Annotated in this window: 20 protein-coding genes; 8 read left to right on the top strand and 12 right to left on the bottom strand. The window is 63.8% G+C overall.

The window, feature by feature from the left end; all coding sequences use genetic code 11:
* From M5C71_RS28065 to nrdR, 9 genes are all read right to left on the bottom strand, one after another.
* Positions 1 to 783: a transporter substrate-binding domain-containing protein gene (locus tag M5C71_RS28065; protein ID WP_103497108.1), complete on the bottom strand. Its 783-nt coding sequence runs from the start codon at positions 781 to 783 to the stop codon at positions 1 to 3.
* Between the two features lie 10 nt (positions 784 to 793).
* Complete coding sequence (locus M5C71_RS28070; RefSeq protein ID WP_177101685.1) at positions 794 to 1297, bottom strand: phosphatidylglycerophosphatase A; 504 nt, start codon at positions 1295 to 1297, stop codon at positions 794 to 796.
* Complete coding sequence (gene thiL, locus M5C71_RS28075) at positions 1294 to 2259, bottom strand: thiamine-phosphate kinase (protein WP_103497106.1); 966 nt, start codon at positions 2257 to 2259, stop codon at positions 1294 to 1296. Before thiL ends, M5C71_RS28070 begins: the two co-directional genes overlap by 4 nt.
* A gap of 18 nt (positions 2260 to 2277) precedes the next feature.
* Entirely contained in the window at positions 2278 to 2778 is a 501-nt protein-coding gene (gene nusB / locus M5C71_RS28080) for a transcription antitermination factor NusB (RefSeq protein WP_177101688.1), read from the bottom strand.
* A complete protein-coding gene (gene ribE, locus M5C71_RS28085) occupies positions 2775 to 3251 on the bottom strand; it encodes a 6,7-dimethyl-8-ribityllumazine synthase (protein WP_040071241.1) in 477 nt (158 codons plus the stop codon). The genes nusB and ribE overlap by 4 nt, the downstream gene beginning before the upstream one ends.
* A 91-nt stretch (positions 3252 to 3342) precedes the next feature.
* On the bottom strand, positions 3343 to 4434 hold the full coding sequence (ribBA, locus tag M5C71_RS28090) for a bifunctional 3,4-dihydroxy-2-butanone-4-phosphate synthase/GTP cyclohydrolase II (RefSeq protein ID WP_100944390.1): 1092 nt from the start codon (positions 4432 to 4434) through the stop codon (positions 3343 to 3345).
* 31 nt (positions 4435 to 4465) lie between these two features.
* Positions 4466 to 5128, bottom strand: a complete 663-nt coding sequence (locus M5C71_RS28095) for a riboflavin synthase (RefSeq protein ID WP_103495556.1) — start codon at positions 5126 to 5128, stop codon at positions 4466 to 4468.
* 45 nt (positions 5129 to 5173) lie between these two features.
* The gene (gene ribD, locus M5C71_RS28100) at positions 5174 to 6313 is read right to left on the bottom strand and encodes a bifunctional diaminohydroxyphosphoribosylaminopyrimidine deaminase/5-amino-6-(5-phosphoribosylamino)uracil reductase RibD (protein ID WP_248769268.1); all 1140 of its coding nucleotides are present in this window, start codon (positions 6311 to 6313) and stop codon (positions 5174 to 5176) included.
* Positions 6310 to 6774: a transcriptional regulator NrdR gene (gene nrdR, locus M5C71_RS28105; RefSeq protein WP_177101692.1), complete on the bottom strand. Its 465-nt coding sequence runs from the start codon at positions 6772 to 6774 to the stop codon at positions 6310 to 6312. The genes ribD and nrdR overlap by 4 nt, the downstream gene beginning before the upstream one ends.
* Positions 6775 to 6915: 141 nt before the next feature.
* Here nrdR and M5C71_RS28110 point away from each other — a divergent pair, with 141 nt between their 5' ends.
* Genes M5C71_RS28110 through trxA form a run of 3 tightly spaced genes read left to right on the top strand, consistent with a single transcriptional unit; the run spans position 6916 to position 8960 of the window.
* Positions 6916 to 7374 (top strand): hypothetical protein, encoded by a 459-nt coding sequence (locus M5C71_RS28110; protein WP_248769269.1) that lies wholly within the window; start codon positions 6916 to 6918, stop codon positions 7372 to 7374.
* Complete coding sequence (locus M5C71_RS28115) at positions 7371 to 8057, top strand: 50S ribosomal protein L11 methyltransferase (RefSeq protein ID WP_103495552.1); 687 nt, start codon at positions 7371 to 7373, stop codon at positions 8055 to 8057. The genes M5C71_RS28110 and M5C71_RS28115 overlap by 4 nt, the downstream gene beginning before the upstream one ends.
* Before the next feature lie 30 nt (positions 8058 to 8087).
* A complete protein-coding gene (gene trxA, locus M5C71_RS28120) occupies positions 8088 to 8960 on the top strand; it encodes a thioredoxin (protein ID WP_103495551.1) in 873 nt (290 codons plus the stop codon).
* A 97-nt stretch (positions 8961 to 9057) separates the two neighbouring features.
* Here trxA and M5C71_RS28125 read toward each other — a convergent pair whose 3' ends face one another.
* Positions 9058 to 9408, bottom strand: a complete 351-nt coding sequence (locus M5C71_RS28125; RefSeq protein ID WP_248769270.1) for a hypothetical protein — start codon at positions 9406 to 9408, stop codon at positions 9058 to 9060.
* Between the two features lie 135 nt (positions 9409 to 9543).
* On the opposite strand from M5C71_RS28125, the gene M5C71_RS28130 reads away from it, so the two are divergent.
* The 5 genes from M5C71_RS28130 to M5C71_RS28150 all read left to right on the top strand — a co-directional run bounded on the left by M5C71_RS28130 (position 9544) and on the right by M5C71_RS28150 (position 13747).
* Positions 9544 to 10155: a DUF2796 domain-containing protein gene (locus tag M5C71_RS28130; RefSeq protein WP_248769271.1), complete on the top strand. Its 612-nt coding sequence runs from the start codon at positions 9544 to 9546 to the stop codon at positions 10153 to 10155.
* Positions 10156 to 10285: 130 nt separating this feature from the next.
* Positions 10286 to 10996: an ABC transporter ATP-binding protein gene (locus tag M5C71_RS28135; protein WP_177101699.1), complete on the top strand. Its 711-nt coding sequence runs from the start codon at positions 10286 to 10288 to the stop codon at positions 10994 to 10996.
* A gap of 1 nt (position 10997) precedes the next feature.
* The gene (locus M5C71_RS28140) at positions 10998 to 12263 is read left to right on the top strand and encodes an ABC transporter permease (RefSeq protein ID WP_248769272.1); all 1266 of its coding nucleotides are present in this window, start codon (positions 10998 to 11000) and stop codon (positions 12261 to 12263) included.
* A gap of 8 nt (positions 12264 to 12271) precedes the next feature.
* A complete protein-coding gene (locus tag M5C71_RS28145; protein WP_103495549.1) occupies positions 12272 to 12805 on the top strand; it encodes a DUF3299 domain-containing protein in 534 nt (177 codons plus the stop codon).
* A 258-nt stretch (positions 12806 to 13063) separates the two neighbouring features.
* Positions 13064 to 13747: an OmpW family outer membrane protein gene (locus tag M5C71_RS28150; RefSeq protein ID WP_103495548.1), complete on the top strand. Its 684-nt coding sequence runs from the start codon at positions 13064 to 13066 to the stop codon at positions 13745 to 13747.
* Between the two features lie 75 nt (positions 13748 to 13822).
* Here the strand turns inward: M5C71_RS28150 and M5C71_RS28155 are convergent, their stop codons facing one another.
* Positions 13823 to 14752: an NAD-dependent epimerase/dehydratase family protein gene (locus tag M5C71_RS28155; RefSeq protein ID WP_248769273.1), complete on the bottom strand. Its 930-nt coding sequence runs from the start codon at positions 14750 to 14752 to the stop codon at positions 13823 to 13825.
* Positions 14745 to 15629, bottom strand: a complete 885-nt coding sequence (locus M5C71_RS28160) for a sugar nucleotide-binding protein (RefSeq protein WP_103495546.1) — start codon at positions 15627 to 15629, stop codon at positions 14745 to 14747. Before M5C71_RS28160 ends, M5C71_RS28155 begins: the two co-directional genes overlap by 8 nt.
* Between the last annotated feature and the right edge of the window lie 140 nt (positions 15630 to 15769).

Genomic DNA, 15769 nt, shown 5'->3' on the forward strand with positions numbered 1-15769 from the left:
TCAATAAGTTTGATTCGTCGGCACCGGCGCCGGCAGGGTGTCAAACGGATAAGGTTGCGTCCAGTGCTTGAAAATGGCCCGTAACTCGCCACTTTTGACCAGTTCTTCCATACGCTGATCATACAGGGCCATCAGTGCACGCCCCCGCGCATTGTCGGCAAACCCCAGGTACAGCGGCAGGTCGAGCAAATGGCTGCTCCGGAACATTTCAGGGTGCGCGGCATGTCCCAGTACCTCGTTCACCTCGGACAACGCATCGATGTAATAGTCGGCACGACTGTGGGCCAGCATCGACAAGACACCGTCACGCCGCACGATTTCGTTGTAATGGCGGACGTTGGGCAGGTAATCCTGGTATTTGTAGCCGCGCATCCAGGCCAGACGATAAACACCCAGGGTTTCCAGGCTCGGCTGCGGGTTGCTCGCCAGCCCCAGGGCATAGAGATGATCGACGTCGAAATGCCAGCGCGGATAAAGAGCGCCCTTCACCTCGCGCCGATAAGCCGCGACCCAGGCGTCCGCCTCCCCCCGCTGCACCAGTCCGATGGCCCGAACGTAGGGCTCGGTACTGATCAGCACCTTGACGCCCTTGGGCTCGAAGATCTCGCGCATGATATCCCAGGCCATGCCACGTCCGTCGGCGCCGGTGTAATCGACCCACTCCTCACTGGCAAGGTGGATCACACCGGGCAGAGAGGTTTCCTCACGGGCCTGAACGACATTGCCTACAACGCCACCCGCCCACAGACAGAGCAGCACGACCCACAACCGACAGCCAGACATGCCTGAATCCTCAGCTAAAGAGGTGCACCAGCCCTTGCATGGCCAACCAGGCAAAAACCCCGGCCAGGACGTCGTCGAGCATGATGCCGACACCGCCATGGACATGCCGGTCGATCCAGCGGATCGGCCAGGGCTTGAGGATGTCGAAAAAGCGGAACAGCGCAAAACCCGCCAGCAACCAGTACCAACCGTCCGGCACCAGCCAGAGGGTGATCCACATCCCGACCATCTCGTCCCAGACGATGCCTTCGTGGTCGTGTACCCGCAGATCGTTGGCGACCTTCCCGCACAGCCAGAAGCCGAACAGCATGGTGACGCCAAGCATCAGCCAGTAGCCCCAGTCGGGCAACATCTGCCATAACGGTATAAAGGGTAGCGCAACCAGCGAGCCCCAGGTGCCCGGCGCCTTGGGCAAGGTCCCGGAACCGAAGCCGAAAGCCAGGAAATGCCAGGGATTGCGCCACACAGAGGGCGGCACGAACTCGGCCGGGACCTGCTTGGGATGATCTGTCACGGTGTCTCCGGAAAATGTTGGTAGCCCCTGCGTGCCGGCGTGATATCGCGGCCGACGCTGTCCAGCAGGACCACGCCCTGCCCGGCCACCACCTGTCCGATCACCCGCACCGAGCCGTGCACCGCCAGCAACCCGGGCAACTCGGCAGGTGGCAGGGTGAAGGCCAATACGTAGTCATCGCCACCGCTGAGGGCCGCCTCGCGGGCGTCGTCCTGGCCGAGAAAGGCCAGCAGCGCCGAAGACAAGGGCAGCGCGTCGCGCTCCACCTGCAATCCGACGGAGGATGCCGCCGCGATATGTCCGCAATCGGCCAATAACCCGTCGGAGATATCCAGTGCCGAGGTCGCCTTGTTGCGCAGGAACTGACCCAGTACCAGTTGCGGCTTGGGCGACCAGTAGTGGTCCAGCAGCGGCCCGGCAATCGCCGAATCCGCCGTACACTGCCCCAGCACCAGCGGCAAGGCACCCGCCGCATTGCCCAGCTCGCCGCCGACACACAGCAGGTCGCCGACCTGTGCGCCGCTGCGGGTCAGCGCCTGGCCCGTCGGCACACGGCCGAATACCGTCAGCGTCAGGCACAGCGGCCCACGGGTGGTGTCGCCGCCCACCAGGCGCAAGTCGCAGTGTTGTGCCATCAGGTTCAAGCCACGGGCGAAAGCCTGCAACCAACCGGCATCGTTGTGCGGCAAGGTCAGGGCAAGGGTAAAGGCCAGGGGCGTGGCGCCCATGGCGGCCAGGTCACTGGCGGCAACAGCCAGCGCGCGCTGGCCGAGCAGGAAAGGGTCGCAGGGATCGGCGAAATGCACACCGGCCACCAGGGTGTCGGTGGAAATCGCCAGTTGCTCCCCGGCGGGGACGCTCAGCAGGGCGCAGTCGTCGCCGATGCCCAGGGCAACACCCTCGCCGGCCTGTGCACAGGGCGCGGCGGCGAAGAAATTGCGGATCAGCTCGAACTCGCCCATGCACAGGTCAAGCGCGGATCAGCGCTTGAACGCCTTTACTTCAGCTTCACGCAGGCGCGGCGCCAGTTTGTCGAGCACGCCGTTGACGAACTTGTGACCGTCGGTGGAACCGTAGACCTTGGCCAGTTCGATCCCTTCGTTGATCACCACGCGGTAGGGCACGTCGACGCGCTTGAGCAGTTCCCAGGTGGACAGGCGCAATACCGCCAGCTCAACCGGATCCAGTTCTTCGATCTCGATATCCAGGCACGGCTTGAGAACGGTGTCGATCTCGCTCTTGAACTGCGGAACGCCGTGGAGGATTTCACGGAAGTAGGCGCCGTCGACGTCACTGAAATCGTTGTCGACCCGGAACTGCGCTTCGATCTCGTTCAGCGACTGCTTGGCCATGTGCCACTGGTACAGGGCCTGGGTCGCGAGCTGACGGGCTTCGCGACGCTTGACGCTTTTGGAAGGCTTGCCGGCGCCTTCAGGCTTCGGATCGCGCGGGTTGAAACGATCGCTTTCGTCGCTAATCACACAGCCTCCAATTGCGCCAGCAAGCTGACCATTTCCAGGGCGGAAAGGGCGGCTTCGGCGCCTTTGTTGCCGGCTTTGGTGCCGGAACGTTCGATGGCTTGTTCGATGGAGTCAACGGTCAGCACGCCGAAGGCCACTGGCACGCCGAATTCCATGGAGACCTGGGCCAGGCCCTTGGTGCATTCGCCGGCCACGTATTCGAAGTGCGGAGTACCGCCACGAATGACCGCGCCGAGGGCGATGATCGCCGAGAAGTCGCCTTTCTGGGCGACTTTCTGCGCCACCAGTGGGATTTCGAAGGCACCCGGTGCGCGGATGATAGTGATGTCGCTTTCGCTGACACCGTGGCGAACCAGGGCGTCAACGGCGCCGCTCACCAGGCTTTCGACAACGAAGCTGTTGAAGCGGCCGACCACCAGGGCGTAACGGCCTTTGGGGGCGATGAAGGTACCTTCGATGGTCTTCAGGGTCATTCGACAATTCTCTTAAAGAGCCGGGGCGCGCCTAGTACGCGCCCCTCAGGGATATTTGAACCGCGAATCAAGGGCCGCGAGCAGCCAGTCTTTATTCGGAGGGCACGTATTCTACTACTTCCAGGTCGAAACCGGATATCGCATTAAACTTCATCGGCGCACTCATCAAGCGCATTTTCCGCACGCCCAGGTCCCGCAGGATCTGCGAACCGGCACCGACGATGCTGTAGGTGGTCGGTTTTTTCGCCGGCACCTGCTCGGCGGTCTCACGGATATGCGCCAGCAGGACGTCGCCATCCAGCGGATGACCGAGCAACAGCACCACACCGCTGCCGGCCTCGGCCACCGCGGCCATGGCCGCGCGCAGGCTCCAGCGCCCGGGTTGCTTGACCATCAGCAGGTCACGCAGCGGGTCCATGTTGTGCACCCGCACCAGGGTCGGCTCTTCGGCGCAGAAGCTGCCCAGGGTCAGGGCCATGTGCACGTCGCCTTCCACCGAATCACGATAGGTCACCAGGTTGAAATGCCCCAGTTCGCTGTCCAGCGGCTGCTCGGCAATCCGCTGAACGGTACGCTCGTGAATCATCCGGTAGTGGATCAGGTCGGCAATGGTGCCGATCTTGATGTTGTGTTCGGCGGCGAAGGTTTCCAGTTCGGCGCGACGGGACATGGTGCCGTCATCGTTCATCACCTCGCAGATCACCCCGCTTGGCTCGAAACCGGCCATGCGCGCCAGGTCGCAGGCGGCTTCGGTGTGGCCGGCGCGGGCCAGGGTGCCGCCGGGCTGGGCCATCAGCGGGAAGATATGACCAGGGCTGACGATGTCTTCAGCCTTGGCGTCCTTGGCCGCGGCCGCTTGCACGGTGCGGGCGCGGTCGGCGGCGGAGATGCCGGTGGTCACCCCTTCGCTGGCTTCGATCGACACGGTGAACTTGGTGCCGAAACCGGAACCGTTGCGCGGCGCCATCAGCGGCAGCTTGAGCAGTTCGCAACGCTCACGGCTCATCGGCATGCAGATCAGGCCACGGGCGTGCTTGGCCATGAAGTTGATGTGTTCGGCCTTGCAGCATTCGGCGGCCATGATCAGGTCGCCTTCGTTCTCGCGGTCTTCGTCATCCATGAGAATGACCATCTTGCCCTGGCGAATGTCTTCGACCAGTTCTTCAATCGTGTTGAGCGCCACGCGGCACCCTCCTTCTTTCAAAATTTGAGTGTCAGGATTTGAGGTAGCCGTTGGCGGCCAGGAAACTTTCGGTGATACCGCCGCTCGACGGTTCCGCGGCCTTGTCGCCCAGCAGCAGGCGCTCCAGGTAACGGGCCAGCAGGTCGACTTCGAGGTTGACCTCACGGCCTGGACGGTAGTCGGCCATGATGGTTTCAGCCAGTGTGTGTGGGACGATGGTCAGTTCGAACTCGGCGCCGTTCACGGCGTTGACCGTCAGGCTGGTGCCGTCGACGGTGATCGAGCCCTTGTGGGCGATGTACTTGGCCAGGTCTTTCGGCGCGCGGATACGGAACTGGATGGCCCGGGCGTTTTCTTCACGGGCGACGACTTCGCCGACACCGTCGACATGGCCGCTGACCAGGTGCCCACCCAGGCGGGTGGTCGGGGTCAGGGCTTTTTCCAGGTTGACCCGGCTGCCGGCCTTCAATTGGTTGAAGGCGGTGCAGTCCAGGGTTTCACGGCTGACGTCGGCCCAGAAGCCGTCGCCCGGCAGCTCGACGGCGGTCAGGCAGACGCCGTTGACCGCGATGCTGTCGCCGAGCTTGACGTCGGCCAGGTCCAGCTTGCCGGTTTCCACGTAGACGTGGACGTCGCCGCCCTTGGGGTTCAGGGCACGGATACTGCCGATGGATTCGATAATGCCGGTAAACATGAAGTCCTCCTCGAGAACAGGCCCGCGCGTGGCGCAAGCCAAAAATTATACGCCGGGTGCGGGATCAGGTATTGCGGTGACTCGCCAGTCACTACCGACAGCGCGCATTTCGGTGATTTTCAGCCGCGGCGCCTGGTTCATCCGTTCCAGCGGCCAGTCCAACAATGGGCGCGCCGTGGAGCCGAGAAACTGACCAGCGACAAACAATTGGTATTCGTCCACCAGGCCTTGCCGGGCAAAGGCGCCCGCCAGACGTGGGCCGGCTTCCACCAGCACTTCGTTGATGCCACGGGCGGCCAGTTCCGTCAGCAACCGGCGCAGGTCGACATGACCTTCGGCGCCGGGCACTTCCAGCAATTCATGGCCCAGGGCTTGATAGCGTTCGGCGGCACCCGGAACGCAGGTCACCACCAAGGCAGGACCTGCCGTGAAGAACGGGGCATCCAGCGGCACCCGCAGGCGACCGTCGATCAACACCCGCAGGGGTGGACGGCGTTCGGCCAGGGCGGTCAGTTCGGGATCGAGGCCCAGTTCGGCGGGGCGCACGGTCATCCGCGCATTGTCCGTCAGCACGCTGTCGGCGCCGGTCAGCACCACGCTGGCCTGGGCCCGCAGGCGCTGCACGGCGGAACGCGCCTCGGGGCCAGTGATCCACTGGCTTTCGCCGCTGGCCATGGCGGTGCGACCGTCCAGGCTCATCGCCAACTTGACCCGCACAAACGGCATGCCGTGTTCCATGCGCTTGAGAAAACCCTGGTTCAGCGCCCGCGCTTCACCTTCCAGCACACCGCTGTGTACGGCGATGCCGGCATCGGCCAGGCGCTTGAGGCCGCGACCGGCAACTTCCGGATTGGGATCCTGCATGGCCGCAACCACCCGCCCCACGCCGGCCTTGACCAGCGCATCGGCACACGGCGGTGTACGGCCGAAGTGGCTGCACGGCTCCAGGGTCACGTAGGCCGTGGCCCCGCGAGCGTTTTCGCCCGCCTCGCGCAAGGCATGCACCTCGGCATGGGGTTCGCCGGCGCGCACGTGCCAGCCTTCGCCGACCACCACGCCCGCCTGCACGATCACACAGCCGACCCGTGGGTTCGGGTGCGTCGAGTAGCGGCCCTTGCGGGCCAGCTCCAGGGCACGGGCCATGTAGTGGGCGTCGAGGACGGCCTGCTCGGTGGAAAGGCTCATTCTTTGGCGGGCTCGCGGGCAAGGCGGTCGATCTCTTCGCGGAACTCGTTGAGGTCCTGGAAGCGGCGATAGACCGAAGCGAAACGGATATAGGCGACTTCATCGAGTTTCTGCAACTCGGTCATCACCAGTTCACCGACGACCAGCGACTTGACCTCGCGCTCGCCGGTGGCCCGCAGCTTGTGCTTGATGTGCACCAGTGCGGCCTCCAGGCGTTCGACACTGACCGGGCGCTTTTCCAGCGCGCGCTGCATGCCCGCGCGGAGTTTTTCTTCGTCGAAGGGTTGGCGGCTGCCGTCCTGTTTGATCAGGCGTGGCAGGACCAGTTCGGCGGTCTCGAAGGTGGTAAAACGTTCACCGCAGGCCAGGCATTCGCGCCGGCGGCGCACCTGCTCGCCCTCGGCGACCAGACGCGAGTCGATGACTTTGGTGTCGTTGGCACCGCAGAAGGGACAGTGCATGGTGGCAGGCAACAAAAAATGGGAGGGCCATGGTAGCGCATCCCCGTGGCAAGACAAGCCATAGGGTTTGCGGTATACAGTCGCCCGACTACCTTTTATCCATAGAGATGCACCGGATTTCGTCTTGCGTTGGAGCCGTTCATGTCAGTACGACCGCTTGTTTTGCTCAGTCTCGCCGGCCTCCTGGCCGCTTGCGGCAGCCCGCCGCCCAAGCCTGCTCCGGTGGCACCGGCCCAACAGCAGACGAGCAAACCGGTCAGTCCCTATGAAGAGCTCGGGCCCTTGCCCGCTTTTCAGCGTGAATTGAGCGGCACCTTGCAGGGCGTGCCCAAGGGCGCGGAGGTGGAACTGGCGCTGTTGGTGATCGACGAACGCGGTCGTCCGCAGCAATTGCTGTCCAGCAGCAAGATCAACGGCACTGGCCAGATCCTGCCGTTCCGCCTGCGCTTCAACCCGGAAGTGTTCCCGGTGGGCAGCCGCGTGGAATTGCGCGGGCGGGCCAGCCTGTCCGGGCAATTGATCCTGCATCTGCCATCGCGAAGTATCACCGAACCGACCACCCAGGCCCTGGGCCAGTTGCAATTTTTTACCGCGCCATGAGTGCACCGCCAGGCCTGCAACACTCCTTGAGCGAGTTGCTGGGCGATGCGCAATTGGTGGCCTGTGAGTTGCCAGGGACCGCATTGCAGTTGTGGCTGATCGACGCGCACAACATGGATCGCGCCTTTACCCCCGAGGAAACCCGGCGAATCCTCCATGAGCCGCCCTACTGGAGCTTCTGCTGGGCGAGCGGTCTGGCCATGGCCCGCTACCTGGCTGAAAACCCCCACTGGGTGGCGGGCAAGCGGGTGCTGGATTTCGGCGCCGGCTCCGGCGTGGCGGCAATTGCCGCAGCCCGGGCCGGGGCAATCGAAGTGGTCGCTTGCGACCTCGACCCGCTGGCCCTCGCGGCCTGCCGGGCGAATGCCACGCTCAACGGCGTGGAGCTGAGCTACAGCGAGGACTTCTTTGCCGAGAGCGATCGCTTCGACCTGATCCTGGTAGCGGATGTGCTCTATGACCGGGAAAACCTGCCATTGCTCGATCAGTTTCTCAGTCGCGGCCAGGAGGCCTTGGTGGCCGATTCACGGGTACGGGATTTCCGTCATCCGCTGTATCGCCGCCTGGAAATGCTCGAAGCCTTCACCCTGCCGGACCTGGCGGAGCCGGAAGAGTTTCGCCATGTCAGCCTTTACCATGCTCAGCGTCAGCCTGCTTCCGGCCATCGGGCCCAGGCTTTATAGTGGCTCCATTCCCCGTTTTCCGAGATTCCGATGACTCAGCCCTCCCCCTACATTTTCGACGCCACCACCGCTGACTTCGACCAGTCGGTAATCGAGAACTCGTTCCACAAGCCGGTGCTGGTGGACTTCTGGGCCGAGTGGTGCGCCCCCTGCAAGGCCCTGATGCCGATGCTGCAACAGATTGCCGAGAGCTATCAGGGCGAACTGCTGCTGGCCAAGGTTGATTGCGATGCCGAGCAGGACATCGTCGCCCGCTTCGGCATTCGCAGCCTGCCCACCGTGGTGCTGTTCAAGGACGGCCAGCCGGTGGACGGTTTCGCGGGTGCCCAGCCGGAATCGGCGGTGCGCAAACTGCTTGAACCCCATGTGCAGATGCCACCGCCGGCGGAGGCCGATCCTCTTGAACAGGCCGAAGCACTGTTTGCCGACGGTCGGATCGGCGATGCCGAAGCTGTGCTCAAGGAACTGCTGGGTGAAGACAACAGCAACGCCAAGGCGCTGATCCTTTATGGCCGTTGCCTGGCCGAGCGCGGTGAGTTGGGTGAAGCCCAGGCAGTGCTCGACGCCGTGAAGAGCGACGAGCACAAGGCCGCGCTGGCCGGGGCCAAGGCGCAGTTGACGTTCTTGCGTCAGGCGGCTGACCTGCCGGAGGTCGCTGACTTGAAAGCGCGCCTGGCGCAAAACCCACAGGATGACGAAGCGGCTTATCAGTTGGCGGTACAACAACTGTCGCGCCAGCAGTACGAAGCGGCACTGGAGGGTTTGCTCAAGCTGTTTACCCGTAATCGTGGTTACAGCGAAGGCCTGCCGCACAAGACCTTGCTGCAGGTGTTCGACCTGCTGGGCAACGACCATCCGCTGGTGACCACCTACCGTCGCCGGCTGTTTGCTGCGTTGTACTGACCTTGTGGGGAGCTGGCTTTGTCTGTGAAGAGGCCCTTGAGGCCGTCAACAGCTTCGCGGGCAAGCTCCGCTCCCACACTCAAAGACTGTTCCGCCCTCAGGCCTCAACCCAGCTGTAAAGCGGCGAATCCGTTCCGCTCAGCACCTTGACCTCGCTGCAATGACGCAAGCGCACCAACAGGCGCTTGGCCGCCGCCGTGCTCCCCGCCAACGCTTCCAACTGCCCGAGCAACTGCGGCCCGTCGATCTGCCCGGCCTGGCGCACCAGGTCCCTGGCCGTCTGCCACAGCGCGTCGTCCTGGCTCACCGGCCTTGCCGCTACCGTAGCGCCCGACTCGGCCGGCACCGTCACCTGCAACTGCGCCCCCAAGCGCGCCCAGTCGCTCTCATCCAGCTCCAACGTCAAATCCACCGGCCATTGGCCAATGGTGCCTCGAATTCGCACCATGATGCTCACCTCGCGATTGCAGGCGCCCATGCTCCCACGCGTCACCCGAGACGCCAAGTCGGTGGCCGAACAAGCCATAAATTGTTATAAGATCACATAACAAAACACCCTTGTTGCCGTTCCTGGAGAAACGCCATGCGCCACCTGCTGCTCACCCTGCCTTTTGCCCTGCTCCCGCTGGTTGCCGCCCAGGCCCATGAAGCCCACGAACATGGCAGCCTCGGTGCCCACGAGCACGGCGTTGGCCGGCTGAACGCCGCGCTGGACGGCCAGACCCTGGAACTCGAACTGCAAAGCCCGGCGATGAACCTGGTGGGCTTCGAACACCCGGCCACCAGCGACGCCGACAAGGCCAAGGTCGCCGCCGTACGCGCGCTGCTGGACAAGCCGCTGGAGCTGTTCAACCTGCCGAAAGGCGCCGGTTGCGTAGTGGCCAACCAGGAACTGCAAAGCCCGCTGTTCGGCGATCCGGCGCCTGAAGAGGCCGATGACGATGATGACGACGATCACGCTCCGGAGGCCGCCGCCGGCACCCAACCCGCCGTGGCCGAGCATCATCACGATCACAGCGAGATCCACGCCCACTACCAGTTCACCTGCACCACCCCGGCCGCGCTGAAGACCCTGGACCTGGGCCAGGTGTTCAAGACGTTCCCGGCTACCCACAAGATCCAGGTGCAGTTGATTTCCGGCAGTGGTCAACAAGGGGTTGACGTCACGCCTGAGGCTGCCACCCTGAAATTCTGATCGACCTCAATCCTTGTGGAATCCGGCTTGCCGGCGATGATCGATAACGCGGTCTGCATGAAGCACTGCGCCGCCCGCATCGCCGGCAAGCCGGCTCCTACAAGAGCACACCACCTGTGAATCGGCCTTTATGACCCAAGCACTTATCGAACTGTCCGACCTGGGCTTCAACTGGCCCGGTCATCCGCAGTTGCTGGACATCCCGGCGTTCCGCCTGGAACCGGGCGAAACGCTGTTCCTCAAAGGCCCCAGCGGCAGCGGCAAGACCACCTTGCTCGGCCTGCTCGGCGGCGTGCAGAAACCCAGCCGCGGCAGCATCCGCCTGCTCGGCCAGGAACTCACCGAACTGGGCGCCGGTGCCCGCGACCGTTTTCGCGTCGATCACACCGGTTATATTTTCCAGCAGTTCAACCTGTTGCCGTTCCTCTCGGTACGCGAGAACGTCGAGCTGCCTTGCCACTTTTCCAAATTGCGCGCCCGCCGCGCAATCCAGCGCCACGGCAGTGCCGACCAGGCCGCCGCGACCCTGCTCGCCCACCTCGGCCTGAGCGATCCGGCCCTGCTGGAACGGCGCGCCGACTCGCTGTCCATCGGCCAGCAGCAACGGGTCGCTGCCGCCCGCGCGCTGATCGGCCAACCCGAACTGGTGATCGCCGACGAACCGACTTCAGCGCTGGACTACGATGCCCGCGAAGCCTTTATCCGACTGCTGTTCGCCGAATGCCGCGAAGCCGGTTCCAGCCTGCTGTTCGTCAGCCATGACCAGAGCCTGGCGCCGCTGTTCGATCGTCACCTGTCGCTGTCCGAATTGAATCGCGCGGCCACGCCCGCGGAGGTCTGAGATGTATCTGTTTCGTCTGGCCCTGGCCAGCCTGGCCAACCGCCGCTTCACCGCCCTGCTCACGGCCTTCGCCATCGCCCTGTCGGTCTGCCTGCTGCTGGCCGTGGAGCGCGTGCGCACCGAAGCCCGCGCCAGCTTCGCCAGCACCATCAGTGGCACCGACCTGATTGTCGGCGCCCGCTCGGGTTCGGTGAACCTGCTGCTGTACTCGGTGTTTCGCATCGGCAACGCCACCAACAACATCCGTTGGGACAGCTTCGAGCACTTCGCCAATAACCCGAAAGTGAAGTGGGCGATCCCGATGTCCCTCGGTGACTCCCACCGCGGCTACCGCGTACTGGGCACCAGCCAGGCCTATTTCGAGCATTACCAGTACGGCCACCAGCAGAACCTGCAACTGGCCGAAGGCCGCCCGTTCGCCACCGATCCGTTCGAGGTGGTGCTCGGCGCCGAAGTGGCCGACGCCCTGCACTACAAGCTTGGCGACAAGCTGGTGCTGGCCCATGGCGTGGCCGCCATCAGCCTGGTCAAGCATGACGACAAGCCCTTCACCGTGGTCGGCATCCTCAAGCGCACCGGCACGCCGGTGGACCGCACGCTGCATATCAGCCTCGGCGGCATGGAGGCGATCCACATCGATTGGCACGACGGCGTACCCGCCCATGGTGCCGGACGCATCAGTGCCGATCAGGCCCGCAATATGGACCTGACGCCGCAAGCCATCACCGCCTTCATGCTCGGCCTGAACAACAAGGTCTCGACCTTCGCCCTGCAACGGGAGATCAATGAATTCCGGGGCGAGCCGATGCTGGCGATCCTCCCGGGCGTGGCCTTGCAGGAGCTGTGGAGCCTGATGGGCACGGCGGAAAAGGCGTTGTTCGTGGTGTCACTGTTTGTGGTCCTGACCGGGTTGATCGGCATGCTCACGGCGATCCTCACCAGCCTCAACGAGCGGCGCCGGGAGATGGCGATCCTGCGCTCGGTGGGCGCGCGGCCTTGGCATATTGCCAGTCTGCTGATACTGGAAGCCTTTGCCCTGGCGTTGTCCGGGGTGGTGGCCGGGGTCGGCCTGTTGTACCTGTGCATCGCCCTGGCCCAGGGATATGTGCAGTCGAATTACGGGCTGTACCTGCCACTCTCCTGGCCAAGCGAATATGAATGGACGCTGCTCGGCGGTATCCTCGTCGCCGCCCTGTTGATGGGCAGCGTGCCGGCGTGGCGCGCCTATCGACAATCCCTGGCCGATGGCCTGTCCATCCGTTTATGAGTGTTGCGATGAAGAATAAAGTCCTGGCCGCTGTGCTACTGGCGCTGTCCGTGGTGACGGCCACGCCGTTGTGGGCCGATGACAAGCCCAAGGAACTGGCCTGGCAGGACATGATTCCGCCCGATGCGCCGCCGGAAATCCCGCAGATGACGCCGCTGCATGACCTGTCGAAAATCGGCAGCATGAACATCGAGGCGGCACCGGCGGCCAAGCAGTCGCTGCCCGATGCGCCGGTGGTCAAGGCGCTGGACGGCCAGCATGTGCGCCTGCCGGGGTATATCGTGCCGTTGGAAGTCAGCGAGGAAGGGCGGACCACGGAGTTTCTGCTGGTGCCGTACTTCGGCGCCTGCATCCATGTACCGCCGCCGCCGTCAAACCAGATCGTGCATGTGACCAGTGAGCTGGGGGTCAAGGTCGACGAGTTGTACCAGCCGTACTGGATCGAGGGTGACATGCAGGTCAAGCAGAGCACCAGCGACCTGGCGGATGCGGGGTACAGCATGGAGGCGCAGAAGATCTACGTGTACGAATTACCGGAGTAAGGCTGGTCGCCCAGCGGTGCCTGGTCGGACCTCTTCGCGGGCAAGCCCTGCTCCTACAGGATTAGGATCTGATCAAGGTTTTGTGACCGACATGAAACTGTAGGAGCAGGGCTTGCCCGCGAAGAGGCCGGCAGGCCCCCACAAAAGTTCCCGACTCGCCCCCGCCATTGGCCTTTCATTGAGCTGAGTCAACGACCGGCCCGGGGCGCTCATTACCATTGGACACAGTGAATTCAAAACGTCCTTTGGAGCCCCCCCATGCACAAGTCCCTGCTCAGCGCCTCTCTCGTTGCGCTTGCACTCGCCGCGCCCCTCGCCCACGCCCACCAGGCCGGTGATTTCATCGTCCGCGCCGGTACCGCCACCGTCGCACCGAACGACAGCAGCGGCGACCTGAAGCTCGACGGCACTCGAATCTCCGGCACCAAGGCCACGGTGGACAGCGACACCCAGTTGGGCCTGGCCTTCGCCTACATGTTCACCGACCATATCGGCCTGGAACTGCTGGCCGCAACGCCTTTCCACCACGAAGTCGCCGTCAAGGGCCTCGGCCCGGCGCTGGACGGCAAGCTGGGGGATATCAAGCAACTGCCACCGACCCTGTCGCTGCAGTACTACCCACTGGATGCCACCTCGAAGTTCCAGCCTTACGCCGGTGTCGGCATCAACTACACCATGTTCTTCGGTGAAGACCTGACCAGCAAGCGCAAGGATGAAGGCTTCAGCAACCTGAAGCTGCAGAACTCGGTAGGCCTGGCCGGTCAACTGGGCTTCGACTACATGCTCACTGACCGCATGCTGCTCAACGCCTCGGTCTGGTACGTGGACATCGACACCAAGGCCACCGTCGACGGGCCGAGCGCCCTGGGCGTCGGCCAGACCAAGGTGGACGTGAAAGTCGATCCATGGGTCTACATGGTCGGTATCGGCTATAAATTCTAAGCAAAACCGGCTTTCCATCACCCCATGAAAAAGGCGCCTCGATCAGGCGCCTTTTTTCATTTCGGGTGATCGACTTCAGCGCCCCAGCAAACGCGCCAGGCCGACACTCATGGGCGTCGGCTCGGCCAGCTCGAAACGCTCCAGCATCCGCTGGTTATTCGCCCGCGAATGGCGAATATCGCCAGAACGCGCCGGCTCGTAGGTCACCGGCGGCAGTGCGCCGACCACCTCGCCCAGCGCCGTCAGCACCTGCCTGAGCGTCGTAGCCCGGTTCAGGCCAACATTGATCGCGCCTTCCTGCACCTGCGGTGCCTCAAGCGCCTGCAGCAGGATCTGCACCAGATCACCGACGTAGATAAAGTCCCGGGTCTGCTCGCCATCGCCGAAGATGGTGATCGGCAAACCCTTCAACGCCCGCTCACAGAAAATACTGATCACCCCGGAATACGGCGAGGACGGATCCTGGCGCGGCCCGAAGACATTGAAGAAACGGAAGATCACCGGTTCCAGGCCATGCTGGCGGCGGTAGAAGTCCAGGTACTGCTCGCTGGCCAGCTTGTCCGAGGCATAGGGCGTCAGCGGGGCCTTGGTGGTGTCCTCGACAATGGACTCGCCTTCGCCATTATTGCCGTAGACCGCCGCGCTGGAAGCGAACAACACCCGCTTGACGCCCGTCTGGCGCATGGCCTCGCAAACATTCAGCGTGCCGATGAAATTGCTCTGGTGGGTCCGCACCGGGTCCTCCACCGAAGCCTGCACCGAAGCCACCGCCGCCAGGTGCACCACGGCCTGACAACCACGCATGACTTGTGTCACCAAGGCGGCATCGGCCACATCGCCCTCAATCAGTTCGACCCGCGGATTGTCCAGGGCCAGGTTGCCGCGTTTGCCGGTGGATAGGTCATCGAGGATACGCAGCGAGTAACCTTGCTCCAGCAGTGCTTCGGCCAGGTTCGAGCCGATGAAGCCAGCGCCGCCGGTGATAAGAATGGGGGCATCAACCATGACGATAGAACCTGTCGAGTAGCGCCGGCAACCCCGCACGCCAGGCACGCGGCTTGATGCCGAAGGTATGGAGGATTTTCTTGCAGGCCAGCACCGCGTGCTGCGGCTCTTCCGCCGCATCTGGACGCGCGGCATGAGCCTGGGCGGTAGGCGCCTCGATCGCCAGCGGGTGCAACTGCCGGGCTTCGGTGAGAATCGCCTGGCCCAGGGCCAGCGGCGTGGTCGCCTCGTGGCCGGCGTAGTGGTAGGTGCCCCACAGCGGCGCGGCACAATCGAGTTGCTTGAGCACCGAGATGATCACCCGGGCCGCGTCGTCCACGGGCGTCGGGTTGCCACGTCGGTCATCGGCCATCAGCAGTTCGTCGGGTTTCTCGGCCCGGGCCAGGAAACGTCCGAGGGTGCCCTCGGTACTGTCGTCGAGCAACCAGCCGAAGCGCAGCAACACATGTTGCGGGCAGGTGGCGCGCACGCTCTGCTCGATCCGCCACAACGCCTGGCCACGCAGCCCCAGGGGCACGGGTTCGTCTTTTTCGCTGTAGGCGGTGGCCCGCGAGCCGTCGAACACCCGATAACTGGAAGGTTGCAGCAGGATGATGTTGTGGTGCTGGCAAAGTTCGGCCAGTCGCTCGACCGCGCGCTCCTGGTCGGCCAGGCGCGCCTCGCCGACCGTCTCCGCCTGGAACCAGTCGAAGTAGAAGGCGAGGTTGATCAACGCATCCGGACGGGTGTCGTCGAGCAGTTGCGTGAGGCTCGCGGCATCCCAGCCGTCTTGTGGCGGACGGGGGGCGAGGAAACCGATGTCTTCCTCCGCACCGAGGCGAATCAGCGCCTGCCCAAGGGCATTTCCGCCGCCCAGTAACATAAGGCGCATTCGCATAGAGTCAGCAGGCCCAGGTCTGTTCAGAACGATGGTGATTGGCGGCCAGCTTGTGGCCGACCGCTGGCAATAGCCAGAATCCTTGCATTTTGCGGGTTTTGCGCGCAACCGTCACGGATAAAGTGCCAGAGAGCGCCCAT

This window comes from Pseudomonas sp. MWU12-2345 (assembly GCF_023242385.1).
In the GTDB taxonomy this organism is placed as follows: domain Bacteria; phylum Pseudomonadota; class Gammaproteobacteria; order Pseudomonadales; family Pseudomonadaceae; genus Aquipseudomonas; species Aquipseudomonas gingeri_D.